Annotated in this window: 18 protein-coding genes; 14 read left to right on the top strand and 4 right to left on the bottom strand. The window is 48.1% G+C overall.

Annotated elements, in window-relative coordinates; translation table 11 throughout:
* Positions 1–201 precede the first annotated feature (201 nt).
* From NFI80_RS01760 to NFI80_RS01745, 4 genes are all read left to right on the top strand, one after another.
* On the top strand, positions 202–1398 hold the full coding sequence (locus tag NFI80_RS01760; protein WP_235164507.1) for a DUF4856 domain-containing protein: 1197 nt from the start codon (positions 202–204) through the stop codon (positions 1396–1398).
* Between the two features lie 82 nt (positions 1399–1480).
* A complete protein-coding gene (locus NFI80_RS01755; protein WP_235164506.1) occupies positions 1481–2611 on the top strand; it encodes an imelysin family protein in 1131 nt (376 codons plus the stop codon).
* A gap of 11 nt (positions 2612–2622) precedes the next feature.
* Positions 2623–3972, top strand: a complete 1350-nt coding sequence (locus NFI80_RS01750; RefSeq protein ID WP_235164505.1) for an HTTM domain-containing protein — start codon at positions 2623–2625, stop codon at positions 3970–3972.
* The gene (locus tag NFI80_RS01745; RefSeq protein WP_235164504.1) at positions 3950–6202 is read left to right on the top strand and encodes a TonB-dependent receptor family protein; all 2253 of its coding nucleotides are present in this window, start codon (positions 3950–3952) and stop codon (positions 6200–6202) included. Before NFI80_RS01750 ends, NFI80_RS01745 begins: the two co-directional genes overlap by 23 nt.
* On the opposite strand, the gene NFI80_RS01740 is transcribed toward NFI80_RS01745, so the two are convergent.
* From NFI80_RS01740 to NFI80_RS01730, 3 genes are read right to left on the bottom strand one after another with little or no spacing between them, the layout of a single operon-like run.
* Positions 6199–6894 (bottom strand): hypothetical protein, encoded by a 696-nt coding sequence (locus tag NFI80_RS01740; protein ID WP_235164503.1) that lies wholly within the window; start codon positions 6892–6894, stop codon positions 6199–6201. The genes NFI80_RS01745 and NFI80_RS01740 overlap by 4 nt on opposite strands.
* On the bottom strand, positions 6891–7658 hold the full coding sequence (locus NFI80_RS01735; RefSeq protein WP_235164502.1) for an LVIVD repeat-containing protein: 768 nt from the start codon (positions 7656–7658) through the stop codon (positions 6891–6893). The genes NFI80_RS01740 and NFI80_RS01735 overlap by 4 nt, the downstream gene beginning before the upstream one ends.
* Before the next feature lie 55 nt (positions 7659–7713).
* Complete coding sequence (locus tag NFI80_RS01730; protein ID WP_235164501.1) at positions 7714–8250, bottom strand: LVIVD repeat-containing protein; 537 nt, start codon at positions 8248–8250, stop codon at positions 7714–7716.
* Between the two features lie 94 nt (positions 8251–8344).
* On the opposite strand from NFI80_RS01730, the gene NFI80_RS01725 reads away from it, so the two are divergent.
* The 5 genes from NFI80_RS01725 (at position 8345) to NFI80_RS01705 (ending at position 18063) form a co-directional block, all read left to right on the top strand.
* Positions 8345–9727, top strand: coding sequence for an AraC family transcriptional regulator (locus NFI80_RS01725; RefSeq protein WP_235164500.1), 1383 nt, complete (start codon positions 8345–8347; stop codon positions 9725–9727).
* Positions 9728–9936: 209 nt separating this feature from the next.
* Positions 9937–10911 carry a c-type cytochrome gene (locus tag NFI80_RS01720; RefSeq protein ID WP_235164499.1) on the top strand — a complete coding sequence of 325 codons (975 nt, stop codon included), beginning with the start codon at positions 9937–9939 and terminating at the stop codon, positions 10909–10911.
* Between the two features lie 433 nt (positions 10912–11344).
* Positions 11345–14104 (top strand): DUF1553 domain-containing protein, encoded by a 2760-nt coding sequence (locus tag NFI80_RS01715; protein WP_235164498.1) that lies wholly within the window; start codon positions 11345–11347, stop codon positions 14102–14104.
* Positions 14105–15077: 973 nt separating this feature from the next.
* Positions 15078–16553 (top strand): DUF1501 domain-containing protein, encoded by a 1476-nt coding sequence (locus NFI80_RS01710; protein ID WP_235164497.1) that lies wholly within the window; start codon positions 15078–15080, stop codon positions 16551–16553.
* Between the two features lie 16 nt (positions 16554–16569).
* The gene (locus tag NFI80_RS01705) at positions 16570–18063 is read left to right on the top strand and encodes a c-type cytochrome domain-containing protein (protein ID WP_235164496.1); all 1494 of its coding nucleotides are present in this window, start codon (positions 16570–16572) and stop codon (positions 18061–18063) included.
* Positions 18064–18128: 65 nt separating this feature from the next.
* On the opposite strand, the gene NFI80_RS01700 is transcribed toward NFI80_RS01705, so the two are convergent.
* Complete coding sequence (locus NFI80_RS01700; protein WP_233796548.1) at positions 18129–18680, bottom strand: hypothetical protein; 552 nt, start codon at positions 18678–18680, stop codon at positions 18129–18131.
* A 186-nt stretch (positions 18681–18866) separates the two neighbouring features.
* On the opposite strand from NFI80_RS01700, the gene NFI80_RS01695 reads away from it, so the two are divergent.
* From NFI80_RS01695 to ccoG, 5 genes are all read left to right on the top strand, one after another.
* Entirely contained in the window at positions 18867–21320 is a 2454-nt protein-coding gene (locus NFI80_RS01695) for a heavy metal translocating P-type ATPase (RefSeq protein ID WP_235164495.1), read from the top strand.
* Between the two features lie 93 nt (positions 21321–21413).
* Positions 21414–21593 carry a cbb3-type cytochrome oxidase assembly protein CcoS gene (ccoS, locus tag NFI80_RS01690; protein WP_026629706.1) on the top strand — a complete coding sequence of 60 codons (180 nt, stop codon included), beginning with the start codon at positions 21414–21416 and terminating at the stop codon, positions 21591–21593.
* A 14-nt stretch (positions 21594–21607) separates the two neighbouring features.
* Positions 21608–23752, top strand: a complete 2145-nt coding sequence (gene ccoN / locus NFI80_RS01685) for a cytochrome-c oxidase, cbb3-type subunit I (protein ID WP_235164494.1) — start codon at positions 21608–21610, stop codon at positions 23750–23752.
* 7 nt (positions 23753–23759) lie between these two features.
* Positions 23760–24782, top strand: a complete 1023-nt coding sequence (locus NFI80_RS01680) for a c-type cytochrome (protein ID WP_235164493.1) — start codon at positions 23760–23762, stop codon at positions 24780–24782.
* A gap of 26 nt (positions 24783–24808) precedes the next feature.
* A complete protein-coding gene (ccoG, locus tag NFI80_RS01675; protein WP_235164492.1) occupies positions 24809–26251 on the top strand; it encodes a cytochrome c oxidase accessory protein CcoG in 1443 nt (480 codons plus the stop codon).
* Position 26252 lies beyond the last annotated feature (1 nt).

Genomic DNA, 26252 nt, shown 5'->3' with positions numbered 1-26252 from the left:
AGACACTTACCAGGATTTCAGGCTAACGAACTTGAAGTCAGCGGTAAGTGTTTTTTTTTGTTAGTCCATAGCAGACTTAATCTATAATCTCCTTTAAGTAATTTGTTCTGATTCTAAATAATGCATATGTTTGCCCCCGCTTATGATTAGTCTAAATAAGCAACCTCTCACATTTCCTGACAAAACAACTATTTGAAAAGAATGCTACAACATTTCAACTTACGCAATGTATTGTTTGCGTCCATGCTGGTCGCGGGGTTATCCTCCTGTTCAGACGATGAAGAAAGGCCTATCGATCCAAGCCCGGGCCCGGAGCTTCGCACCAAAATTGATTACGCAAAAATCACCCCTACAACACCTTACAAAAGCCTTTTTGTTGACACCAAAGGCGATACTACCGTCGATCTGACGTCCGGGAATGCGCGTTACAAAATGTTCCAGGCGCTAAATTATTACCTGGGCTCGGCAGTGCGGGACAGCACACAGGTAACTGCGGCTGTGATGAAAAATATGTATGCGAATACAGGTAACCCGTTCACGGATATCAGCACATCAACTATTAATATTAAAGGCGCGGACCTGAATGCTTCGGGTGTGCAGTTGCGGGATGTTACAGCTTCTTCAAAAACTGCCGCAGAAGCAGATGCTGCGCGTGCGCACCTGGAAACCAGTTTTGCCGCCCTGGAAGCAGCAAGCAAATCGGTAAAGGTGCCTGCGGCGAAAGGTGTTGCAGGTAAACTTGGAACATATCTTGTTGATTCAAAAGGAATTGAGCACGGACAAATCATTCAAAAAGGCCTGATCGGTGCTTTGCAAATGGATTACATTGGTAATGTGCTGTTGGACAAAGGTTTGGATGTCGACAATATTTCATTGGTTTCGGGTAAAAAATATACGGCTTTGGAACACAACTGGGACGAGGCATATGGACTGCTTACTTTGAACCCGGTATATCTGGCCGGAGCAACAGACGCTGCGAGAACTTCCAACGAGTCTTTTATCGGTTCGTATATTTGGGAATACAATAAAGCAAGTTATGCTAAAATCCATCCTGCATTTGTGAAAGGCCGCGCGGCAATCGTGAACATGGATAACGCCGAGGTGAAAACGCAGGCAACATTTATCAGAACGGAAATGGAAAAAGCGATCGCTTCTGCTGCACTGGGTTACCTGGGCAAATGGAAAAGCGGAACAACGGACGCTGCCCGCGCACATGCCATCGGCGAAGGACTTGGTTTCATTTACTCCCTGCGTTACTGCAAGATCAATGGTGCGGACGCTGCTTTTTCTGACGCATTGTTGCTAGGCTTGATGGGCTCTCCGAATGGATTCTGGGACCTTACCAACGACAAGATCAATGCTGCTTCGGATGCGATAACGGCAAAGTTCAAGTTATAAAATTCAGGTCTTGACCTGTTTTGAGGGTGGATTGACGGCTTTGCTGTCGATCCACCATTTGTTGTTTAAAACCTGACTACTCATGACAATGAAAAAATATCTGCCCATTTTGCTGACCGTGTTCTTCCTGGGCTGTTCCGATTCAAAGGAAAAAACCGAGCCCGAACCAGTTGAGGATGGGAAGGACCGCAAAGCCATGCTTACGCATCTTGCCGACAACATTATCATTCCTTCATACGACAATTTCCAGGGCAAGTTTGATGCCATGGTAACCAAGTCCAATGCATTCATCGCCAAACCGGACGCCGCCACGCTTACAGATTTCCGCGCAGCATGGGCCGACGCCTACACAGAATGGCAAAAGGTCGAGCTCTTTGATTTCGGACCGGGAGAAAAGCATACGATCCGCAATTTCTTTAACATTTACCCAGCCAGCGAACAAGGCATCGGCGCAAACATCGCAAATCCGGCTGCCAGCCTGGAAACACCGGATTCCTACCCCCGCCAGGGATTTCCTGCGCTTGATTATCTGATCAACGGCCTCGGCGCAACCGACGCGGCCATTGTTGCCCAATACACAACAGCGCCCGGTGCCGCCGCCAAACTCGCTTACATCAAGCGCGTTACCGATCGCATGGACAGCATTCTCGATAAAGTTTCCAGTGAATGGAAAGGTGCGTATAAAGAAACATTCGTTACCAAAACAGGACTCGATATTGGCTCTTCAACTTCCTTGCTGGTCAATGGTTATGTACTTCATTACGAGCGTTATATTCGTTCCGGGAAGTTTGGAATTCCTTCGGGAGCCATGCTCAATGGCATTGCCGCGCCTGAAAAAGTGGAAGCATTCTATAAAAAAGATATTTCCCTGGCACTAGCCAAAACAGCGCACCAGGCTTATGTCGATTTTTTCAATGGAAAAAGTGTAAAAGCCGACGGAACCGGGCCGTCTCTGAAAACTTATCTGGATGCATTAGGTGCCAAAGACAGCGGCACAGGCAAACCCCTTACCGAGCTGCTTAATGCACAATTTGATGCAAGCAAATCCAAGCTTAATGCTTTGAAACCGAACTTATACGAAGAGGTAAAAACCAATAATCAGGTAATGAAGGACACTTATACCGAAATGCAAAAGGCAGTTCGTATGCTGAAAGTGGACATGACCTCGGCAATGAGCATTACCATCACCTACACCGATAACGACGGCGACTAAACGCATCAGTCATGCGGGCATATTTCAACCGATATTCTCCGGCTGCAACGCTGGCCTTATTCCGGGTCATTTTCGGCATTATGCTCTTTTTGAGCATTTGCCGTTTTTGGGCAAAAGGCTGGATCAGCGACCTTTATATTTTACCAAAATTCCATTTTCCCTTTTTCGGCTTCGAATTCATCCGGCCGCTGGGAGAATGGACTTATGTTTTATTCGGGATTTGCGCCGTGGCTTCCCTGCTGGTTGCTGCCGGGTTGTTTTACAGGTTATCGGCCATTATGCTCTTCCTAACTTTCACTTACATTGAGCTGATGGACAAAAGCACTTACCTGAACCACTACTATTTTGTAAGTATGGTAAGTTTTATGCTGATTTTCCTGCCTGCACACGCATCATTTTCTTTTGACGCTTACCGAAACAAAAAGTTACTGGTCGACCAGCTGCCCAGCTGGTGCATAGACAGCATCCGGCTGCTGGTGTGCATCATTTATTTTTACGCAGGACTGGCAAAGCTCAACAGCGACTGGCTTTTACACGCATTACCATTGAAAATCTGGCTTCCTGCGCAGAATGATCTGCCCGTGATCGGTGGTCTATTTAATTACAAATGGACACCCTACCTGTTCAGCTGGGCTGGCTGCGTTTACGATCTGAGCATTGGATTTTTGCTTTGGAACAAAAAAACGCGTCCCTATGCATTCATTTCCGTGATCATTTTTCACTTATTAACGGCCATTCTGTTTCCGATCGGCATGTTTCCATACATTATGATCGTGACTGCGTTCGTTTTTTTTCCGGGAGAAATGCACCAGAAAATCATCGACGCTATTAGTTTTGCTTTAAATCTGCCGATCCGATTTATCAGGCCAAAGCGCTCGTACATTGTTTTAGGCATTGCCAAACCCTTACTACTGACCGTTTTTGCACTGTTTTTTATATTCCAAATCACCTTTCCGTTCCGTTATCTGATGTATTCCGATGAGCTTTTCTGGACGGAGGAAGGTTACCGGTTTTCCTGGCGGGTTATGCTGATGGAAAAAGCCGGTTACACGCAATTCACGGTCACCGACGCCTCAGGCAAGAAACAAATCGTCAATAATAACGACTTCCTGACGCGCTTGCAGGAAAAAATGATGTCCACCCAGCCTGATATGATCCTGCAATACGCACACATGCTGCGCGACCATTACGCGGCGGCGGGTTTCGAAACGCCACAGGTCTATGTGGATTCCTATGTGGCGCTCAATGGCAGAATAGGCAAGCCGATGATCGATCCGGCGGTGGACCTGGCCAAACAAACAGATTCTTTCCAACACAAATCCTGGATTATTCCTTTCAATGATGAGATCAAAGGGCTTTAACATTATCATTTTTTTACTGGCCCTTTCATGTGTCGCCCATGCGCAATCGCGCACTTCCGACAAAAAAACGCCAAAACCGGACAGTGCTGCCGCTACTTCCGGCATTTCCAGCGACCAGAATTTAAAGGAACTGACCGTGACCGAAAAAGCAACGGATTTCGGTTTCTCGCGCCTTCGCGGAGTTGAAAATATGGGCATTTACGAAGGCAAAAAATCCGAGGTTATCACGCCCGATCAACTCGTTGCCAACCTTTCTACCAACAATGCGCGGCAAGTTTATTCACGGGTTGCAGGTCTTAATATCTGGGAAAATGACGGGGGCGGATTACAGCTGAGCATTGGTGGCCGCGGCCTGGATCCCAACCGGACTTCCAACTTTAATGTTCGCCAGAATGGCCACGACATCAGCGCCGATGCGCTGGGTTACCCTGAAAGTTATTACACCCCTCCTATCGAGGCCGTGGGACGGATTCAAATTGTTCGCGGAGCGGCATCGCTGCAATATGGCACACAATTCGGCGGGTTGATCAATTTTGTGATGCGCAAGCCTGTGGCAGACAAAAAACTGGAAATCACTGCCCGGCAAAGCGTCGGGTCTTTTGGCTTTTATAACACATTCACCAGCGCCAGCGGCACGGTGGGAAAGCTGAGTTACTACACTTTTTTTCAATACAAAAAAGCCGACGGCTGGCGGGAGAATTCGCATTTTCAGAATAAAACAGCATATGCAGATATCGACTATAAGATTTCGGATAAAACCAGCATTGGCATTGATGTCACGCACATGGATTATCTTGCAAAGCAGCCGGGCGGCCTTTCTGATGCGATGTTTCTGCAAGATCCAAGGCAGACCAACCGTGAAAGAAACTGGTTCCAGGTTGGCTGGAACATGCTCGCCCTGCATTTTGACCAGAAATTAAGTGAAACCAGTGATTTCAATGTAAGGCTCTTCGGACTTTCGGCACACCGCTATTCACTGGGTTTCAGGCCGAACCGCGTCGCGACGATCGATGACAATAGCGAGCGCGATTTGATCAAAGGTAATTTTACGAACTGGGGCGCTGAGGCGCGTTATCTGAAAAGGTATTTTGTAGCCAAAAAACTGTCTGTACTGCTCGTTGGCGGGCGTTTCTATCATGGCTATAATCACAGTTTGCAGGGCGTAGGGACCAGTGCCAAGGATGCTGATTTCAATTTCGTCGAGCCGGAGCGCTTCATTACTTACGATTACCGCTTTCCAAACAGGAATGTATCGCTGTTTGCAGAGAACATTTTTTATCTCTCCGACCGGCTCTCCATTACGCCGGGTGTAAGGTTTGAGTATATAAAAACAACGGCAGATGGCTTCTATGGCAACATTTCACGCGATCTGGCGGGCAACATTATCAACATTACACGCACGGAGGAAAATCGTAAAAACGGGCGACAGTTTGTGCTGGCAGGTGTCGGTGTCAGCTATAAGCCACATTCAAATGTGGAGGTTTACGGAAATATTTCGCAAAACTACCGCTCGATCACATTCAGTGACATGCGCATTTCAAATCCCTCCTCCGTGATCGATCCGAACCTGAAAGACGAGAAAGGTTACAGCATCGACCTCGGTTTCCGAAGCCATCAGACTGCATTTTTCAATTACGACGTCAGCCTTTTTTACCTCAACTATAACAACCGGATCGGAGAAGTGCAGTTTTATGACGAAAGCAACCGGGTTCTCAGGCTGCGCAGCAATGTTGGCCAGGCCATTATTACGGGTGTTGAATCGTATGCAGAAGCTGATTTTTTCAAACTGGCAAACCCGGAAGAAAAGGATTGGAGCACTGTGCTCTTTGCCAACATTGCTTTCATAAAATCGGAATATAAAAACAGCGAAATTCCTGGTGTTCAGGGCAATGAAGTTGAATTTGTTCCAAAAGTAAATTTAAAGACCGGTCTGAGAGTTGGATTCAAAAAGCTGAAAGGTTCCTTCCAGCTAACGCATCTGACCGACCAGTTTTCGGAAGCGACCAATGCCGTTGAAGGAGGCGTTTCGTCCGTGGTGGGCATTATTCCAGCATACAAGATCATGGATCTCAGCCTCTCCTACGAGTGGAAGCGCCTGAAACTAGAAACCAGCATCAACAACCTCACCAATGAAATGTACTTCACCCGCCGCGCCACCGGCTACCCCGGCCCCGGCATCCTCCCCTCAGACGGAAGAGGTTATTATGTGACATTGCAGGTTAAGATTTAATCCTCAAACTTCCCCAGAATGATCCCGAAATGAAAGCCCAGGGCCAGGCTGGGTAGGAACTCACTTTCGTTGGGTGTGTCGTATTCGAACCAGCGGTCGGAGCGGGGGATTCTGGTGTTGTCGGGGAGGTCGGTGATGGTTCGCACGCGGATGTTGCGGAAGCCTAATCCTGCGAAAAGATCAAGCGCTATCCGGCTGCTGAAATAGAACTGCATGCCGGCTTTAACATGACCGGCATGCACCATGCGCCTGGTTTTTACAAGTGTATTTTCAACGTAACCACAATTGCCCCAGGGCTGGTCACATTCCATTCCAACCCATTTATTATCCCTGTAAATCACTTTTTTCAATAGCAGTTCACCAGCTATGTAGGGTTTCATGCGGCGCCTCGTCAGGTAATAATAACGCAGCTGCGTCCTGCTTTTGAAGACTTCCTTATTGGGCCGGTCAACTCCCTGGCTGTACCACGTGTTCATTGCGGCAGGGCCGTAGCCTAAATCCTGCTGTAGAGACATCCCTGTGGTGCCCAACGGAACTTCGACGCCGAATTGAACTGCATTATCAAAATCAAAAAGTGATAAGGGCGCAAATTTTACGATCACATGCTTTTGGGCCGTTTCTGCATCTATCTGACCAAAAGAAGCGAGTCCCGACAAGCAGCAACCCACAAAAACAGCTAGAAATAACATCATAGGACAGGGATTTTGCTTAAAAATTCGATATTGTCCGCATTGTCGTGCTTGTATTGGAAAAGGCCTTTTTCGCCAGTAACAATCAAATGCTTATTCCTGACAATGATATCGTAAGCTGGCAGATCTCCCATTGTCTCTTTAAAAACCGGCTTGGTAGGATCGGTGATATCCAGCACGGTCAGCCCGACGCTTCCCTCGCACACAAACAATCTGTTTCCCGAGACACCCAGGCCGTAAGGCGAGGTCATTCGCTGTGTGTGGACCATTTTCGGCGCGGACGGGTCACTCACATCCACGACGTCAAGCGAGCTGACTGAATTTTGTGCCCGGCAAGTAACACCGCTGCGCAATGTTACATACGCGTATTTTCCCTGCACCACCACCGGATCGCATGATTGGATATGCTGAAATTTGCTCTCTAACACGGGGTTCCGTGGATCGGTGTTGTTGAAAATATACATGCCGTCCATGGCTCCTATATAAAGGTTGTCGCGGTAGGGAAATATGGTTTCTATTCCAACGCCCATATCCTTTTTTACCGCTTTGACCGGATTCGCCCCATTTTCAATGTCATACACTTCGAGCGATTGCTTAGTAACGATGTACAACGTATTTCCTGTTATCGCGAACCGCGCCATCGAACCGCCGGAGCCTGTTTGCGGGTTCAATGCGGAATCGTTCCCGCCATCCTCGCAGCCGGTCAGGATCAGCACTAATCCAAGAATAGCGAGTCCTGCAAATAAAAATGGAGCAATTTTTTTCATGGTTAACTTTTCGTTTTCTGCCTTTCACTTGAATATTCGGATATTTCAATGTTGCTTACCGGAAGCAATTGGGCCTTTTTGCCATCGGCACTTTTTCCCAACCTGTCACAATGCCTTTTTTACTTTCTACGCATTCAAAATATACATTGCTGACAGGCGGATAGTCAGTCCCCGGAACAGCGTTGGGAATTGTCTTGGTAAGCTTGGGTGATTTTGGATTGCTAATGTCGAAAACGACCAGATTTGTGAGATTATCCGCATATAGAAACGTCCCTTTCGCTGCCATGTCGTAATTTCCGGCAATGGAAATGAAGGAGATGTTCTTCGGGTTTTTAGGATCCGAATTATCGACAACGTGAATGCCATGGCCGGATTCATTAATGAACAGATAATCGTCGAGCACATATATCTTCCCTGGTTTTGACAAAGGCTGCGCTGCGACAACCTCTATCCTGGCCGCATCTTCGGCGGAGCTGTACATGGGCCGGTAACCTGTGCCGTCGAAAGGAAATCGCTCGGAAGGATCATTGCTATCTGTGATGCACGAGGCGACGATGATAACAAGCAGGCATAGACGTAAAAGATTTTTCATAGTGCAGCCATTTGGTTTTGCCGTTTTTCTTTCAGACACAATGTTGCATAAGATAGTTGCAAGTAAAATACTGAATATTCAAACTTATCAAGCCATGAAACCAACCATTGCCGTATTACCGTTTGCAAACCTGAGCTACGATCCCGAAGAGGAGTATTTCAGCGACGGGGTTACCGAAGAGATCATCAATGTATTAAGCCGCGTTCCAGGCTTACAGGTTGCGGGAAGGACTTCGTCTTTCATTTTTAAGGGTCAGAACCAGGATCTGAAACACATTGGCGAACAGCTCAACGTAGAGCACATTCTGGAAGGAAGCATCCGGAATTCGGGCGAAAAATTGCTGATCAATGTGCAGCTTATCCGTGCTGCGGACGTGGCCAGCATTTGGTCTGAGCATTATGACCGTGACTTGGACGACATTTTCGAGGTTCAGGACGAAATCACACTGGCCATCATGAATGCGATCAAAGTCCAGCTTCTGGGTGATGAACCCATCAGCACATTCAAACGATACACCAACAATAAAGCGGCTTACCAGCTCTATCTGCGCGGCCGTTTTTACCATAACAAATTTGCCGGGCCGGACGCATACCAGAAAGCCATCGGCTATTTTGAGTCAGCCATTGAACTGGACCCCACCTACTCGATCGCTTACTCCGGCATTGCGTCGTGTTATCTTAATATGTGGTTTTACCGGCATCTTCCCGCGGCTAAGGCGCTGCCGCTGATGAAGCATGCAGCCGAGCAGGCGCTTGCGCTCGACGACGGCATTGCGGAAAGTTATCTTGCCATAGCGAGGATGCAAATGCTGCATGAGTGGGATTTCAAAAGCGCATCCGCCTCTTTTGCCAAAGCATTGGAACTGAACTGGAACGCGGCCGACCTTATCGGGCAGTACGCGCTCTATCTCGCACTGAGCGATCGTTATGAGGAGGCGCTGGAAAAAACGGCGCTGGCATTATCCCTCGAACCCTTTTCACTGATCAATAATTTTTACGCAGCGTATGTTTATTGGATTGCAGGAAATTTCGAAAAAGCCGTTGAACAGGGACAGAAGCTGGTGGCTCTGGAACCTTCATTCTGGGGCGGCCACCTGATCATTGGCCTTAATCTGATCACGCTTAGAAACTATCCGGAAGCACAGGAAGCGCTGGAAACGGCTTTGGAAATCAATTATAATGGCATTACGCTCAGTGCATGCGGTGTGTTGTTCGGATTGTCTGATGAAACCGAAAGTGCCCGCGATATCCTCACCCAAATGACCTCGCTGAGCAAAACCCAGGTGGTTTCCAATTATGATATGGGCATTGTAAATGCTTCCATCGGCAATGTAAGCGAGGCCCTGGTTTATTTCCAGGCTGCTATTGACAATCATGAGCCGCCGATGCTGTTTTTCAAATTCATTGTCCGCGACTGGCTTTCCGCCTCCGGCCAGCAAGCACATTATCAGCTGCTTATTGATCAGATTATCAAGTAATTGACTTCTTTGTAGTGCCACGGATGCACGAATGGGCACAAATGCGATTAGTGTCCATTCGTGCATCCGTGGCATGGCCACCTCTTCCATCCCCCCACACCGACCGTTTAATAAGTTCCGCCAAAAAGAACTCAGAGTGAACCTCTTAGCTGGTAGTAAAGTGTCCGGTTTTTTTACTTTTGCAATTTGTAAAACCCTGATCGGACCCTATGAAAAAACTTTTCAAAGTTATCGGAATCATCATTCTTCTTTTTGTTGTAGTGGCTGTTGCGGCTGCTTCCTATGTTACATTAGCACTTCCCAATGTCGGCGATGCGCCGGAACTTACAGTTGAAAGAACGCCCGCCAGAGTAGAACGCGGCAAGTATCTCGCCAATCATGTCACTGTCTGCATGGACTGCCACAGCACCCGCGACTGGAACCTGTTTGCTGGTCCGATTACAGGTGTGGATATGGGTAGCGGCGGCGAGATCTTCGACCAGAAACTGGGTTTCCCCGGCAAATTTATTTCCAAAAACATCACACCCTACGGCATAGGAAGCTGGACCGACGGCGAACTTTTCCGGGCAATTACAACAGGCGTTAATAAAGATGGGAAAGCATTGTTTCCGGTTATGCCTTATCACGCCTATGGCAAAATGGCCCCCGAAGATGTACATAGCATTATCGCATATTTGCGGACGTTGAGTCCCGTTAAAAAGGACATTCCGGCCTCCGAGCCCGACTTTCCGGTTTCAATTTTAATCAATACAATGCCAGCAAAGGCAGCGCCGGGCAAACGTCCTTCCGAAGATAATATTCTGGCAACAGGCGAATATCTGGTAACATCCGCATCCTGCGTGGATTGCCATAGCAAGCGGGAAAAAGGCAACATTGTGCCAGGCAGTGAATTTGGAGGAGGACAGGAATTTAAACTGCCATCCGGAACCGTCACTTCTCAAAATATCTCACCAGACGTTAAAACCGGGATCGGTTCGTGGAGTGAGGAAGCCTTTGTGAAGCGCTTCAAAATTTACAAGGACTCGAATTACGTAACCCCCAAAGTAGGCCCGAAAGATATGAACACCGTGATGCCCTGGGCAATGTATTCGGGCATTGAAGAAAAAGATTTGAGGGCGATGTATGCCTATCTGAGAACCCTCGAACCAAAAAATAACATGGTTACCAAGTTCGTTCCCAACTGATCCAAACCTGATTTCTCTTGTTTTGTAACTGCTCCTTTACCGCAAAATAAATTGGATATTGTTATAATAAGAAAAGATTGACGTCTGCTTAGGACGAAACATCCTGTTTATAAACAATGCTTATAATTGGATGTATATACTCAACGTTAAGAAAATGGGTCAGTTCTTCGGGATTGGCCCTTTTCGCTTATGATAGAGTTTCTTCAAGCATCCGGAACTCCGCCGGAAGAGTAAATCCGGCGGTCCAATTGATTATCTTGTTAATTAATAAAACATTTTGCCCAAAAAATACCATGTTGACCGGGTAGCTAAGGCAAAAGACTATGTTTTACCTCTGCCGTTGATAGCGTTGCTGGGCAACCCAAATGGGAAGCAGAATGCGACCTGGCAGTAGTCATAGGCAATTGATTTTTTTTAACAAAAAGATTGAAGGATGCTGAGTAACAGAATATTTATCGGCGCTGGGATTCTCATCATTGCCGTATCTTCCTTTTTCTGGCTTTCAGGCTCGCTAGCCCCTTCCTCGGTGGATTACAACACCGAGGTGAAGCCTATTCTGAATAAACATTGCATGGGCTGCCACGGGGGCGTAAAAAAAGCAGGCGATGTAAGCTTCCTGTTTGAACACGAAATGCTCGAACCGGGCAAATCGGGCAAGATCCCCGTGGTGCGCGGCGACGCGGACGCCAGCGAAATGATACGCCGCATATTAAGCGATGATCCCGATGAAAAAATGCCCAAAAACGGCACGCCATTAAAGGAAGAAGAAATTGATATTCTGAAAAAATGGATCAACCAGGGAGCCAAGTGGGAAACGCATTGGTCTTATAAAAAAATTGAAAAACCCGATGTGCCTTCGCTGAATGGTTTTAGTAACCTGTTTGGCTTGTTTGATAATGAAGAGAAAAAGTGGGCTACGAACGAAATTGACCATTTTGTTCTGGAAAAATTAAAGGATAAGGGACTCCATGTGTCTGCCGAAGCGGACCGGGCAACATTGATCCGCCGTGTCAGTCTGGACTTGACAGGGCTGCCGCCTACTGAGAAGCAAGTCGCTGATTTTATCAATGATAAATCTGAAAACGCCTACGGAAAAGTGGTCGATCGACTGCTCAAATCACCCGCATACGGAGAGCGATGGACGTCTATGTGGATGGATCTGGCACGTTATGCGGATACAAAAGGCTATGAAAGTGATGGCGGCAGGACCATGTGGCGTTACCGCGATTATGTGGTCAAATCTTTCAATGAGGACAAGCCATTTGACCAGTTTACCATTGAGCAGCTGGCGGGTGATCTGTTACAAAAAGACAAAGACGGCTTTCCGCTGGAAGAGAACATGATCGCCACGGGCTATCACCGCAACACTATGACCAACAACGAAGGCGGGACCGACGATGAAGAGTTCCGGACCGCCGCCCAGATCGACCGCGTGAACACAACCTGGGAGGTTTGGCAGGGAACCACATTTGCTTGTATACAATGTCACAGCCACCCTTATGACCCCATTCCGCACGAGGATTATTACAAATACATGGCGTTTTTCAATAATACCCGCGACGAAGATGTTTGGGACGAATGGCCTAAGATGCGTTTTTATAAGGGCGAAGATTCTGTCCGCGTGGAGCGTGTCAAAAGCTGGATCAGGCAAAATAAACCGGAGCAGCTGCCTCAGGTTACGCAGTTTATGAAAGTGATGGAGCCTAAAATCAATGCACATAATTTTGTCAAAGGCAACCAGTCCACGGTCCTGCTGATTTCTTATTATGGTGTAAAAAACAATGGGAATGCAAGGATTGCGCAGGTGGATCTTTCCGAGGCCGACAATGTGGTTATGAACGTGTCAACCAAAGCCCAGAACGCTGTTCTTTCCCTGCATCTGGACAAGCTGGATGGACCCGTAATCTCCCAGATCAGGGTGCCCGCCAGGGACTCGGTAATCATTGCACCACTGACAAAAATGCCTGGAAAACACGACATTTTCCTATCCTTAAAAAGTCCTAAAAATCCAGAAGAATGGGTGCGCATCACCTGGATGTCGTTCCAGAAAGCATTACCCGGCCAGGACAAACCCGAATACAACAACATTGTGGCCGACTATGCCACCGTGTTGACGCGCCAAACCGAGAGTATGCCTGTAATCTGGGAAGGAAAGGGTGATTTTGCACGAAAAACAAATGTCTTTGTAAGGGGGAACTGGATGGTAAAAGGTGCAGAAGTAAAACCCGACGTACCCAAACTCCTGGCTCCTATGCCCAAAGATGCGCCAAGAGACCGCGTAGGCCTGGCCAAATGGATCGTAAGCCGCGATAATGCATTGACCTCCCGCGTGATCGTAAACCGGTTCTGGGAGCAGTTGTTTGGAAAAGGAATTGTGGAAACAGTGGAAGACTTCGGTTCCCAGGGAGCCGAGCCCACACATCCCGAGCTGCTGGACTGGCTGGCTGTCAAGTTTATGGAGGAAGACAAATGGAGCATTAAAAAGATGCTGAAAACGATCGTAATGTCATCCACTTACCGCCAGAGCTCCAAAACGGACGAGAACAAACTCGAAAAAGACCCGTACAACATCTGGATATCGCGTGGCCCGCGCGTGAGGCTTAGCGCCGAGCAGGTTCGCGACCAGGCGCTGGCATGCAGCGGTTTGATCTCGGATAAAATGTATGGGCCGGGTGTCATGCCTCCTCAGCCGGATAAGATCTGGCAATCGCCTTACAGCGGTGAAAAGTGGGTTTTAAGTGAAGGAGAAGACCGTTACCGCCGGGGAGTTTACACTTACTGGAAGCGGACGGCCCCCTACCCTTCGATGGTCACATTCGATGCGCCGAGCCGGGAATTTTGTCAGTCGCGGAGGATTTTGACCAATACACCTTTGCAGGCACTGGTTACATTGAATGACCCGGTTTATCTGGAAGCAGCCGAAAAGCTGGCAACCCGGATGCAGCAGCGTGGAAAAACGCCTGAACAGCAATTAAAAGAAGGTTACCGCATGCTCACATTCCAGAACATTGAACAAAAAAACCTGAATGTGCTCGTAAAAGTGTACAAACAGGCCCTGGATGCCTACAAGAAAAAACCAGTAGAAGCAGACAGCATCCTGGCCTACGGAAAAGAGCGCACCCCCGAATTGGCCGCGCTCACCATCTCAGCCAATGTGATGCTGAATCTTGATAATGTCATTACAAAGGAATAGCTTTTCTTCTAATCCCAGGGTTGAAACCCTGGGCCAGAGAATGTTCGAGCCGATGGCTCTTTTTGATAAAACCAGGCGTTGGATGGAACATGTTAGTTAAGCACTTTTCATCTAAGACCAGGGTTGAAACCCTGGGCCAGAGATGTTCCAGCCGATGGCTCTTTTTGATAAATAACAAGGTATTGGCTGAAACAACTCAGCTAAGCACTTTTCATCAAAGACCAGGGTTGAAACCCTGGGCAAGGGAATGTTCGAGCCGATGGCTCTTTTCGATAAATAATAAGGCATTGGCTGGAACAAGTTAGTTAAGCACTTTTCATCAAAGACCAGGGTTGAAACCCTGGGCAAGGGATGTTCGAGCCGATGGCTCTTTTTGATAAAAACCAGGCATTGGCTGAAACAACTCAGCTAAGCACTTTTCATCAAAGACCAGGGTTGAAACCCTGGGCAAGGGAATGTTCGAGCCGATGGCTCTTTTTGATATAACGAGGCATTGGCTGGAACAAGTTAGTTAAGCACTTTTCTTCAAAGACCAGGGTTGAAACCCTGGGCCAGGGATGTTCGAGCCGATGGCTCTTTTTGATAAAAACCAGGCATTGGCTGGAACATGTTAGTTAAGCACTTTTCATCAAAGCTCAGGGTTGAAACCCTGGGCAAGAGAATGTTCGAGCCGATGGCTCTTTTTGATAAACAACAAGGCATTGGCTGGAACAAGTTAGTTAAGCACCAAAAGCCCCGTCAGGGGCGAACGATATTCAAGACTCGGGATTCATCCCGGGTTAAAAAATGGGTCAATAAGCAAAAGCCCATGTCCGGGATTCATCCCGGGTTAAAAAACGGGGCAACAATCAAAAGCCCACGTCCGGGATTCATCCCGGGTTAAAAAACGGATCAACAAGCAAAAGAAGCCCCATCAGGGGCGCCAGATATTTTACCCCGGGATTCATCCCGGGGATTACCAAAGATCGAAATCATGCAAAACCTCAAAAAAGAGCTTCAACATACAGCATTGCTTCACCAAACCCGGCGGCACTTTTTGCAGTCGGTGGGTTTTGGGTTGGGTGCGCTGGGGCTCGGCACAATGCTGGATTCCTGCGGACCGTCAACGGCTGCCGACAATGCGGGCGGTGAAGTTGCTAAATCGCGTATTCCGCAGTTTGCGCCCAAAGCCAAGCGCGTCATTTACATTCACATGGCCGGCGCGCCGTCGCAGCTCGAACTGTTCGATTACAAGCCCGAATTGCTGAAATATCACGGCAAGGACTGCCCGGCGGAATTTTTAGAGGGCAAAAAATTCGCATTTATACAAGGCGTGCCCAAAATGCTGGGACCTCAGGGACATTTCGCACAATTCGGGCAATCCGGCGCATGGATGTCGGATTATGTGCCTTACCTGCAAACGGTTGCGGATGAGATCACATTTCTGAAAGCCATGCATACAGATCAGTTCAACCACGCGCCTGCACAGTTATTGATGCATACGGGAAGCCCGCGGCTGGGTAGGCCTAGTCTGGGCGCCTGGTCGGTTTATGGACTGGGTTCGGAAAATCAGAATCTACCGGGATTTATCGTGCTTGCTTCCGGCGGACAGCAGCCCGACGCCGGCAAAAGCGTTTTCGGCAGCGGATTTCTGCCTTCGGTTTACCAAGGCGTGCAGTGCAGAACGGGCGGCGATCCGGTTTTGTATGTGGGTGATCCTAGCGGCATGAACCGCGATATGCGCAAGCAGACCATCGAAGCCATTAATGAGATCAATAAACAGACTTATGAGGACGTAAAAGATCCAGAAATCCTGACGCGCATCAGTCAGTACGAAATGGCTTTCCGCATGCAAATGTCCGTTCCAGAGGTGATGGATGTTTCCAAGGAGCCACAATTTATCCTGGATATGTACGGCGTTAAGCCGGGGGAAGGCACATTTGCGATGAATTGCCTGCTGGCGCGCAAACTGGTTGAAAACGACGTGCGGTTTGTGCAGCTTTTTGACTGGGGCTGGGACGGCCACGGCACATCCAAAGACCATAATGTGGAAGGCGGGCTTCGTCAGAAATGCCGCGAATCTGATCAGCCCGTTGCAGCATTGATCAAGGACTTGAAAATGCGCGGGTTACTGGAAGAAACGCTCGTTATCTGGGGTGCAGAATTTGGAAGGACGCCCATGCAGGAGAACCGTAACGGATTGGTGATGCCATTTATGGGCCGCGACCACCATCTGGATGCATTCACAATGTGGATGGCCGGAGGCGGAGTTAAACAAGGATTTTCACACGGGGAAACCGACGAGCTTGGATACTATGGCACCAAAGGCAGAACACATGTTCATGATTTACAAGCAACTATTTTGCATTTAATGGGTTTCGACCATGAAAAATTCACTTATCCTTTCCAGGGGCGCAATTTCCGGCTTACCGACACAGAAGGAAAGGTTGTAAAAGAAATTATTGCCTAGTACTAAACCCTTCAACATGTATTCTATTCTATTGCAGGACTCATCCTGGGCAACATTCATTGGCAGGTTTCACCCGGCTATCGTGCATTTCCCTATTGGCTTTTTGTTGATAGCAGCCTTGCTCGAACTGGGAAGGCGCTGGGGGAAAATTGCTGTCAGCGAAAACGTCGTTGTTTTTATTCTGCTATGGTCTGCCATCAGCGCAACATTTGCCTGCGGGGCGGGTTACCTGCTCTCATTAAGCGGTGGATATGATGTTAACCTGCTTGATAATCACATGTGGAAGGGAATTGGCGTAGCCGTTTTCGCCTGGGCAGCCTGGCTTGTCAAATCTGATAAACTGCAAAAGGCCTTGCCGGCAGGCAAGCTGATTTACCTTCCCGCCATCCTGGTCGCCACCGCGCTTACATTGAGCGCCGGCCACGACGGCGGCTCGCTTACGCATGGCGAGGGTTACCTAACCCAGTACACACCCGAACCTTTCCGCAGCCTGGCCGGCCTCCCGCCTTTAAAAGCAGAACCAACTGAAATTAAGCCCATTGCAGATGTGCAGCAGGCCGTAGTTTATACCGACATTGTGCAGCCTATCCTGCAAACCAAATGCACCCAATGCCACAGCTCCAGTAAAAGCAAAGGCGACCTGCGCATGGACCAACTGGCGTTATTGGCAAAAGGCGGCGAAAATGGCCCCGCATTCATTGCTGGAAAAAGTGCGGAAAGCGATATGATCAAAAGATGCCTTTTGCCCGAAAATGATGACGAGCATATGCCGCCAAAAGGCAAGCCGCAATTGACAACGGACCAGATCGCGCTGCTTTCGTGGTGGATCGATCAGGGCGCTCCGGCTGATAAAAAAGTTTCCCAACTGACGGTTCCGGAAGCCATTAAACCTGCATTGGCTTCGCTGACAAAGGGCGCTCCGGCTGGCTCCGACAAGATCTCCGAACCCGGCGTGCTTAGCCTGAAAGTGCCAAAGGCGGATGATCGGGTTATTGAGGATTTAAGAAAAACAGGGCTCATTGTCAACACATTATCTCAGGATCAAAACCTGCTTGAAATCAGTGCAGTGAATCTGCCCGGTTTCAATGATAAGCAAATGGAGCTCTTGAAACCCGTTGCCCAGCAAGTTACCTGGCTCAAACTGGGCGGGACGTCTATAACCGACGCTGCATTTGAGCAAATTGCAAAGTTCCCCAACCTCAGCAAGCTGCATGTAGAACACACCGCCACTTCAGATAAGGGCATCGCAATGCTGAAACCCCTTCCCTATCTGGGCTATATCAATGTTGTCGACACCAAAGTGGGAGATGCCGGATTGAAAGCAGTTGCGGGCATGAAAGCACTTCGCTCGATTTATGTGTGGCAATCGGCCGTAACAGATAGCGCCGTGAGTCAGGTCGGAAAGCAATTTCCCGATCTTTTGGTCATGAACGGTTTCAATGAGGCCACCGCAGCGGAATTTGTCAAGGCGGGCGATAAAAGCGATCCCGAAGAAGTCAAAAACAAATAATAAAAGCTACGGAATGTTACTGGCAGCGCCGTGCCATTGTTACCCATACAGACTGTTTTTTAATCTTAATCCAACTCCGTATAACCATCGTCCCCCAGAATATCATGGCCGTCATTGTTTCGGAATTCCCTGACAATGGCGTCCCGTTCTGCCCGGTTTTTGGGATCCACACTAATGATAATCCCGCCTTCCCTGACGCCCGTTTCGTAAGTATCACAATGTTCTTCGGGGATATGCGTTGCGATCACTCCGCTTATGGTTTTGGTTTCCGGTTTCTCTGCCACTTTTCCGATCAGCCTCCGGGAAATGGAAATGCCCAGCTCCGGCAGAGAGATCATAGAAGTAATTGAAATAATCGCATCTGCAAGCAAATGTTTTGCTCCCGTCTTGGACTCCTCATCTTCCAGCGCAATCTGCTCGTCGGCACCATAACCCGCTTTCTCATTCGTAGGATTGGCATGCTTGTTCAATGTCTCATCAGACATCAGTATAGAAATGTCATCTTCCGTATGTCCCATCTTCAGCAAGGCCTGGTACGCACTTTCAGCATGTTGTTTGGTAAAAAAAACAGCCGAAACGGTTCCCGGCAGATCGTAGGCGTAACTTGTTGATCCCATAATTACAAAGTTCAAGTCGATTGGTGCTGTGACCTACCAATATAATGCCAGCCGTACAAATTTGGAAAAATAGGGCTTGCTAATTTTTTTACAAACCTGATAAAAGTCATTTTACCAGCCAACCTCCGTCAAATTTGGCGACATAATCTTTCTCCAATTTTGAAGAAGCATTAAGAAGTCAATAGCATGGAGCAAGAAAGCATTACAATCGGACCGGCGGCAGCAAAGACGACCGAAAACACCTGTTATCATTGCGGCGAAACCTGCCGTGAGGAAACGATCAACGCCGACGAACATTCGTTTTGCTGCGAAGGGTGCTATCATGTCTACGACCTCTTAAAAGTCACCGAACTGTGCGATTATTATAACATCGACGGCTCGGCCGGAATTTCACCCGACAAATCCTTTTTCAAAGGAAAATTCGACTACCTGGACCTGCCCGATGTCCACGCCAAAATGCTGGAATTTACCGACGGCCACCTTTCGCAGGTAAGCTGGTACATTCCAAAAATGCATTGCAGCTCGTGTATCTGGCTGTTGGAACAGCTTTACAAATTCAATCCGGGTATCCGAAGCTCGGTAGTAAATTTCCCTGAAAAGAAAGTCAGGATCACCTTTGAAGCCGGGAATGTAAAGCTCAGCGCGCTAGCCACATTGATATCAAGCATCGGCTATGAACCTTACATTAGCCTCAACGACATTGCAGGTGAGCAGGTTAAGAAGTGGAACCGCAAAAGGCTGTATAAGATCGGCGTTGCCGGATTTTGCTTTGGCAATGTAATGATGCTCAGCTTTCCCGAATATTTCCATTTGGGCAAAGATGCATTTGATGAAAGCCTCCGGGCTACATTTGGCTGGCTGAACCTGGCTTTGGCCATTCCTGTGCTGCTTTACTGCGGCAGTGATTTTTTCAAATCGGCCTGGGCAGCTCTTAAAGGAAAATACCTGAACATTGATGCCCCGATTGTTATTGCGCTGGTTTCTATTTTCAGTCTCAGCCTTTACCAGATCGTATCCGGCACCGGCCCGGGCTATTTTGATTCCCTCACCGGCGCAGTCTTTTTTATGCTTACCGGCCGCTTTTTTCAGGATAAAACCTACGCCGGCATTTCCTTTGATCACGATTACAAATCCTATTTCCCTGTTGCCGTTTCCGTATTAACCGGCAAAGCCGAGATCAGGACCCCTGTCACAGACCTGAATGCAGGAGACATGATACTCGTCAGAAATGCGGAGCTTATCCCAGCCGATTCCGTTCTGTTAAGCCCGGAGGCGCTGATCGATTACAGTTTTGTATCCGGCGAAGCCGAGCCGGTGAGGCGAAAAAAAGGCGATACGATTTACGCGGGCGGCAAGCAAACCGGACCTGCTATTGAGCTCGAAATCATGCGGAAAGTTTCGCAAAGTTACCTCACGCAGCTTTGGAACAATGAAAGTTTTACCAAACAAAAAGAAGACCAGAATCAAATGCTGGCCGCCCGGATCAACCGGTATTTTTCTGTGATCGTGCTCATCATTGCCTCGGTCACTTTTGCTGCCTGGTATTTTATTTTCAAAAACCCTGAAACGGCCTTCCGTGCATTTACAACTTGCCTTTTGGTAGCATGCCCCTGCGGATTGCTATTCTCCTCCACCTTTACAAACGGTAACCTGATGGCGCTTTTTGGTAAAAACCAATGTTATCCCAAAAATGCGGATGCCATCGAACGCCTTTCCAAAATCGACACCATAGTTTTTGATAAAACGGGCACCATAACCCGCCCGGAAGACGCCGAAGTCGCATTTATCGGCACAAAAATGACCGACCAGCAAATGTCCATGGTAAAGAAACTTGCCACACAATCCGCTCATCCGCTGAGCAGGCTGATCGTGAAAGGCCTGGCGGAAGTTCATACAGAGCAGCAAAACATTTCAGAATATAAAGAAGCCAGCGGCTCGGGGATCGAGGGTTCTTTTGGGAATCACACCATCAAACTGGGTTCGGCCGACTGGGTAGGAGAACAAAAAATTGAAAATGATCATCGCTTTTCCAGGGTGTATGTCAGCATTGATGGCGTCTGTTCAGGATATTTTATGGTCAGCATAAAATACCGGAAAAACCTTTCACAAACCATTGAAAAGCTTCGTGATCACGGATTTAAAACCTACCTGCTTTCCGGCGACAAACCGACGGATCAGGATTATCTCGCCCAGGTTTTCGGAACCTATGCCCATTTGTATTTCAAACAAAAACCCGAAGACAAACTTGCATTTATCGCAGCATTACAGCAAAAGAAGCATCGAAATGTACTGATGGTGGGTGACGGGCTTAATGATGCAGGGGCTTTACAACAAAGTAATGTAGGCGTCGCCGTTTCCGACGACATTAACAATTTCACACCATCCTGCGACATGATCATTGACGGCAAACAGCTTTCGCGCTTACCCGCTTTCATCAACCTGGCGCGCCGCGGCCAGCACATCATTAAGGCCAGCTTTGGTATATCGCTGATATACAACATCGGAGGACTTTTCTTTGCCATAGGCGGGCAACTCTCGCCCGTGCTTGCCGCCATTCTGATGCCCGTGAGTTTGATTTCCATTGTGGGCTTCACCACTATCGCCAGCAACCTGGCCGCCAATCGAATTCTGAAAAACTGACGAAGGTCAGTTCTGGACCATGCTGTCATCATCTTTCTGCTCGGGGCGATCCGGTAGTTTTGATCCATACAAACAGCAAAAGATTCTTTCAAAATGAGTGCAATGTTCGTCATGATTATCGCCAGCCTTTCCATCGCCCTGGGATTTTTAGGTGCCTTCATCTGGTCGGTGCGCAAAGGGCATTACGATGATGACTATACGCCTTCGGTCCGTATACTTTTCGATGATACCAGCAGCGATGCATCTAAAAACAACACCAAAGATATTCACTAAATTTTACCTGAGTTATGTCAAACGTTCCCCATCCTGCTCTGGCAACCGTTGAACTGGATGAGTTCCAATACGATAACCGCATTGTGCGGGATTTCGCAATTGCAACAATACTTTTCGGTCTTATCGGTATGCTCGTCGGGCTGCTGGCTGCATTACAGCTGGTTTTTCCTGATCTGAATATGGATCTGCCGTATCTTACTTTCAGCCGTATCAGGCCGCTGCATACCAATGCGGTCATTTTTGCATTTGTCGGCAACGGTTTTTTTACCGGACTATACTATTCGGCACCACGTGTTTTGCGGACGCCAATGTGGAGCCCGTTGCTAAGCCGGATGCATTTCTGGGCCTGGCAGTTCATCATTCTGGCCGCCGCCATCACATTGCCTATGGGCCTTACCAGCTCCAAAGAATACGCAGAGCTGGAATGGCCGCTTGACATTGCCATTGCCGTAGTTTGGGTCGCAGCGCTCATTAACCTGGTAATGACCACCATTAAGCGCCGTACCGAGCACATTTACGCTGCGATCTGGTTTTACATTGCTTCATTTGTGACCGTTGCCATGCTGCACGTGGTCAACAGTATGGCGCTGCCTATTTCTTTATTTAAAAGCTATTCAGTGTACGCAGGTGTGCAGGATGCACTCGTACAATGGTGGTATGGACATAATGCCGTGGCGTTCTTTCTTACGACTCCTTATCTGGGACTGATGTATTATTTTCTTCCCAAAGCGGCTAACCGTCCTATCTATTCTTACCGGCTTTCGATCGTCCATTTCTGGGCGCTGATATTTCTTTATATCTGGGCAGGGCCGCACCACTTGCTCTATACTTCGCTTCCCGAATGGGCGCAGACGCTGGGGACCGTATTTTCGGTCATGCTGCTGGCGCCTTCCTGGGGCGGGATGATCAACGGGCTGATGACCCTGCGTGGTGCCTGGGACAAAGTGCGTGAAGATGTTGTATTGAAATTCATGGTTGTAGCCATCACCGCATATGGTATGGCCACATTCGAAGGCCCGATGCTTTCTTTCAAAAACGTGAATGCGATTGCACATTATACCGACTGGATCGTTGCACACGTTCACGTGGGCGCGCTGGGCTGGAACGGCTTTCTGACTTTCGGAATTTTATACTGGCTATTCCCACGCATATACGGACGTCCGTTATATTCTCAGAAGGCTGCCAACTTCCACTTCTGGATCGGAACGCTCGGCATTTTGTTTTACACCATTCCCATGTACTGGGCTGGCTGGGTGCAAAGTTCAATGTGGAAGGAATTCACGCAGGAAGGACTTTTAAAATACCCCAACTTCCTTGAAACCGTAACACAGCTTAAACCGCTGTATTTTCTGCGCAGCGTAGGCGGCACATTATATATTGTTGGCTTCATTGTGATGATCTATAACTTGTGGATGACGGCGCTGAAAGGCAAGCTCATCGCCACCGAAACGGCAAAAGCAATGCCTTTGAGCGCGATCTGGCATGCTGAGAAAAGCGAATACTGGCACCGCAGGTTGTTTGAACGCAAACCGCTGGCGCTGACTGTTTTTGCGCTGATCGCCGTAGCCATTGGCGGGATGATCGAAATGATCCCAACCTTCATGATCAAATCTAATGTGCCTACCATTGCATCAGTGAAACCTTACACGCCGCTGGAATTGCAGGGACGCGATATTTATGTCCGCGAAGGCTGCTATGTATGCCACACCCAAATGATACGTCCGTTCCGCTCCGAGATCGAACGTTATGGAGAATATTCCAAATCGGGTGAATTTGTTTACGATTACCCGCACCAGTGGGGCTCAAAACGAACAGGCCCGGATCTGCACCGACTAGGCGGAAAATACCCTGATTCATGGCACTACAACCACATGGAAGATCCCACCACGATGTCGCCCGGCTCCATTATGCCAAGATATGGCTGGCTGCTGGAAGATGATCTGGATACGAGCACAACAGCTGCCAAGATCCGCGCCATGCAAACATTGGGCGTGCCTTATGAAGAAGGTTATGATAAAATGGCCAACGCCGATCTGAGCAAACAAGCCAAAGAAATCCAGGCCCGGCTAAAACAAAGCGGCATCAAGGCTAATGAGGATAAGGAGATCATTGCACTCATTGCTTACCTGCAAAGATTAGGAACTGATATTAAAAAATGATTGAATTATGAAATTCCGAACATATCTTGAAACCATTGCCGGCATAGGCATTTACCCGCTGATCTCGCTTATTATATTTTTTGTCTTCTTCGTGTCGCTGATCGTTTTTGTGATTGGGATTGATAAAAAATCGCTGCAAAAAATGGAAAGTATGCCATTGAATGATGGTGTGATCAAAAAGGCATTGCTTTCCTTACTTTTCTTTTTCACGATGGGCGGCTCGGCCTTTGCCCAGGAAACGGCAGAACCTATCCGTGCGATCAGCGGCAACGAGCTTATCCTGCTCGTGCTGCTGGCCATCCTGTTTTTTGCAGCGCTGCTGGTGGTGATCGCTTTGGTCAACACTGTAACATTACTTCGTAAAATCTCGGCGCCAGCCAAGGCGGAAACCCAGGATGCTCCGGTTATTTCCTGGTGGAAAAAATTCGCGGGCATGAGCATTCTGCCCAGCCAGGAACATCAGCTGATCATCCAGGGCCATGATTATGATGGCATCCAGGAGCTAGACAACCGCATGCCGCCGTGGCTGCAATCGCTTTTCCTGGCCACTGTTGTGATCGGGATTGGTTACGGCGCTTATTATTTCAGCGGCATAGGTGATTACCAGCTTGCCGAACTCGAAAAAGAGGTGGCACAAGCAGAAATTGACAAAAAGGCTTATATGGCAAAAGTTGGCGCATCCATGGACGAAAATACGGTGACGCTGATCGGCGAAGAAGCGGCAATCGGACAGGGAAAAGCTATTTTCCAGGAAAAATGCACCGCTTGCCACGGAGCGGACGGCGGCGGAAGTGTGGGCCCCAACCTGACAGATGCGTATTGGCTGCATGGGGCCGGAATCAAAAATCTTTTCAAAGTCATCAAATACGGCGTCCCTGAAAAAGGGATGATCTCCTGGGAAAAACAGCTCTCGCCTACCGACATTCAAAAAGTGGCCAGCTATGTACATTCTTTGCAAGGCACCAAACCTGCCAGCCCAAAAGAGCCTCAGGGTGAGCTCGTAAGCAGTAATCAGGTCGCAGAAAATTAAGTTAAGTCAATTTTCACACTACGAACATGAATACGACCCAGCATGTCATCAACGATTCCGACGAATCATTCCGCGACCATTTCAATGCGGTAAATGAGGATGGAAAACGAAATTGGTTTTACCCCCAAAAACCAACGGGCAAATGGCATACGCGAAGGGTTTGGTTTACAGTGCTGATATTGACGCTTTTATTTGCGACACCATTTATCACATTCAACGGCCAGCCTTTGCTGTTGTTCAATGTGCTGGAACGCAAATTCATCATTTTCGGCATTTTCATAGGCCCTCAGGATTACTGGCTTTTTGGCCTTACCATGCTGTCGTTTATGGTTTTCATTGTGCTTTTTACAACCGTTTTCGGACGGTTATGGTGCGGCTGGGCATGTCCGCAAACAGTATTTATGGAAATGGTTTTTCGCAAGATCGAATACGCGATTGAAGGCAATGCAACCAAGCAGAAACTGCTCAACAAAGCGCCCTGGGACACAGACAAGATCCTGAAAAAAACAGCTAAATACATGGCCTTTATGACCGTGTCATTCCTGATTGCTAACCTGCTGCTGTCGTATGTGCTGGGTGTGGACGAGCTTTCTAAAATTATCCGTGAGCCCATTGCAGACCATATGCCGCTTTTTGGCGGGATCATCGCTTTCACGGCCATTTTCTACTTCAATTTCGCATGGCTGCGCGATCAGGCATGCACGGTGGTATGTCCCTATGGCCGCTTGCAAGGTGTGTTAATGGACCGTAACACCATCAATGTTGCCTATGATTATGAGCGTGGCGAGCCCCGCGGAAAAATCCATAAAAACCAGGAACGCACCGAAGGTGATTGCGTCAACTGCCATCAATGTGTGGCCGTATGCCCGACGGGCATTGACATCAGAAACGGCTTGCAAATGGAATGTGTGAACTGTACAGCCTGCATTGATGCCTGCGACAACATTATGGAAAAAGTAGGATTTGAAAAAGGACTGATCCGCTACACTTCCGAAAATGCAATTGTCAGGAAAACCAATAAGCTCATTACGCCTCGTGTCGTAGGTGCAATGGTGATGCTGGTTCTACTATGGTCGGTGCTGGGATTTATGGTTGTGTCGCGAACCGATACCCAGACCATGCTGCTGCGCGCGCCGGGCAGCCAGTACATTGAAAACAAGGATAAGACTATTACAAACCTTTATACTTTCAAGATTTTCAACAAAACCAACCATGCGATTGCGCCGGAGATCAGGCTGGAAGGCATTCAGGGTAAGCTGATTTTCGCCGGGGCATCCGCCACCGGAAAATCTGGCCCGAAAGCACCTGATCTGTCACTTGAACCTGCCGGAATGGTTGAAGGCACTGTGTTTATTATTGTGCCGGGCAATGAATTAAAAAGTCGCAAAACAACATTAAAACTGTCTGTATATCAAGGCAATGAAAAGCTTGAAGCGTTTGAAACAACATTCATAGCACCAGAAAATTAAT

The organism is Dyadobacter chenhuakuii (assembly GCF_023821985.2).
GTDB classification, from domain to species: Bacteria; Bacteroidota; Bacteroidia; order Cytophagales; family Spirosomataceae; genus Dyadobacter; species Dyadobacter chenhuakuii.
This window is presented reverse-complemented; position numbering and strand designations above follow the sequence as displayed.

Bases quoted from the DNA above. Each gene is read 5' to 3' on its own strand.
- NFI80_RS01760 (WP_235164507.1), top strand. From the start codon at position 202: ATGCTACAACATTTCAACTTACGCAATGTATTGTTTGCGTCCATGCTG.
- NFI80_RS01755 (WP_235164506.1), top strand. From the start codon at position 1,481: ATGACAATGAAAAAATATCTGCCCATTTTGCTGACCGTGTTCTTCCTG.
- NFI80_RS01750 (WP_235164505.1), top strand. From the start codon at position 2,623: ATGCGGGCATATTTCAACCGATATTCTCCGGCTGCAACGCTGGCCTTA.
- NFI80_RS01745 (WP_235164504.1), top strand. From the start codon at position 3,950: ATGATGAGATCAAAGGGCTTTAACATTATCATTTTTTTACTGGCCCTT.
- NFI80_RS01740 (WP_235164503.1), bottom strand. From the start codon at position 6,894: ATGATGTTATTTCTAGCTGTTTTTGTGGGTTGCTGCTTGTCGGGACTC.
- NFI80_RS01735 (WP_235164502.1), bottom strand. From the start codon at position 7,658: ATGAAAAAAATTGCTCCATTTTTATTTGCAGGACTCGCTATTCTTGGA.
- NFI80_RS01730 (WP_235164501.1), bottom strand. From the start codon at position 8,250: ATGAAAAATCTTTTACGTCTATGCCTGCTTGTTATCATCGTCGCCTCG.
- NFI80_RS01725 (WP_235164500.1), top strand. From the start codon at position 8,345: ATGAAACCAACCATTGCCGTATTACCGTTTGCAAACCTGAGCTACGAT.
- NFI80_RS01720 (WP_235164499.1), top strand. From the start codon at position 9,937: ATGAAAAAACTTTTCAAAGTTATCGGAATCATCATTCTTCTTTTTGTT.
- NFI80_RS01715 (WP_235164498.1), top strand. From the start codon at position 11,345: ATGCTGAGTAACAGAATATTTATCGGCGCTGGGATTCTCATCATTGCC.
- NFI80_RS01710 (WP_235164497.1), top strand. From the start codon at position 15,078: ATGCAAAACCTCAAAAAAGAGCTTCAACATACAGCATTGCTTCACCAA.
- NFI80_RS01705 (WP_235164496.1), top strand. From the start codon at position 16,570: ATGTATTCTATTCTATTGCAGGACTCATCCTGGGCAACATTCATTGGC.
- NFI80_RS01700 (WP_233796548.1), bottom strand. From the start codon at position 18,680: ATGGGATCAACAAGTTACGCCTACGATCTGCCGGGAACCGTTTCGGCT.
- NFI80_RS01695 (WP_235164495.1), top strand. From the start codon at position 18,867: ATGGAGCAAGAAAGCATTACAATCGGACCGGCGGCAGCAAAGACGACC.
- ccoS (WP_026629706.1), top strand. From the start codon at position 21,414: ATGAGTGCAATGTTCGTCATGATTATCGCCAGCCTTTCCATCGCCCTG.
- ccoN (WP_235164494.1), top strand. From the start codon at position 21,608: ATGTCAAACGTTCCCCATCCTGCTCTGGCAACCGTTGAACTGGATGAG.
- NFI80_RS01680 (WP_235164493.1), top strand. From the start codon at position 23,760: ATGAAATTCCGAACATATCTTGAAACCATTGCCGGCATAGGCATTTAC.
- ccoG (WP_235164492.1), top strand. From the start codon at position 24,809: ATGAATACGACCCAGCATGTCATCAACGATTCCGACGAATCATTCCGC.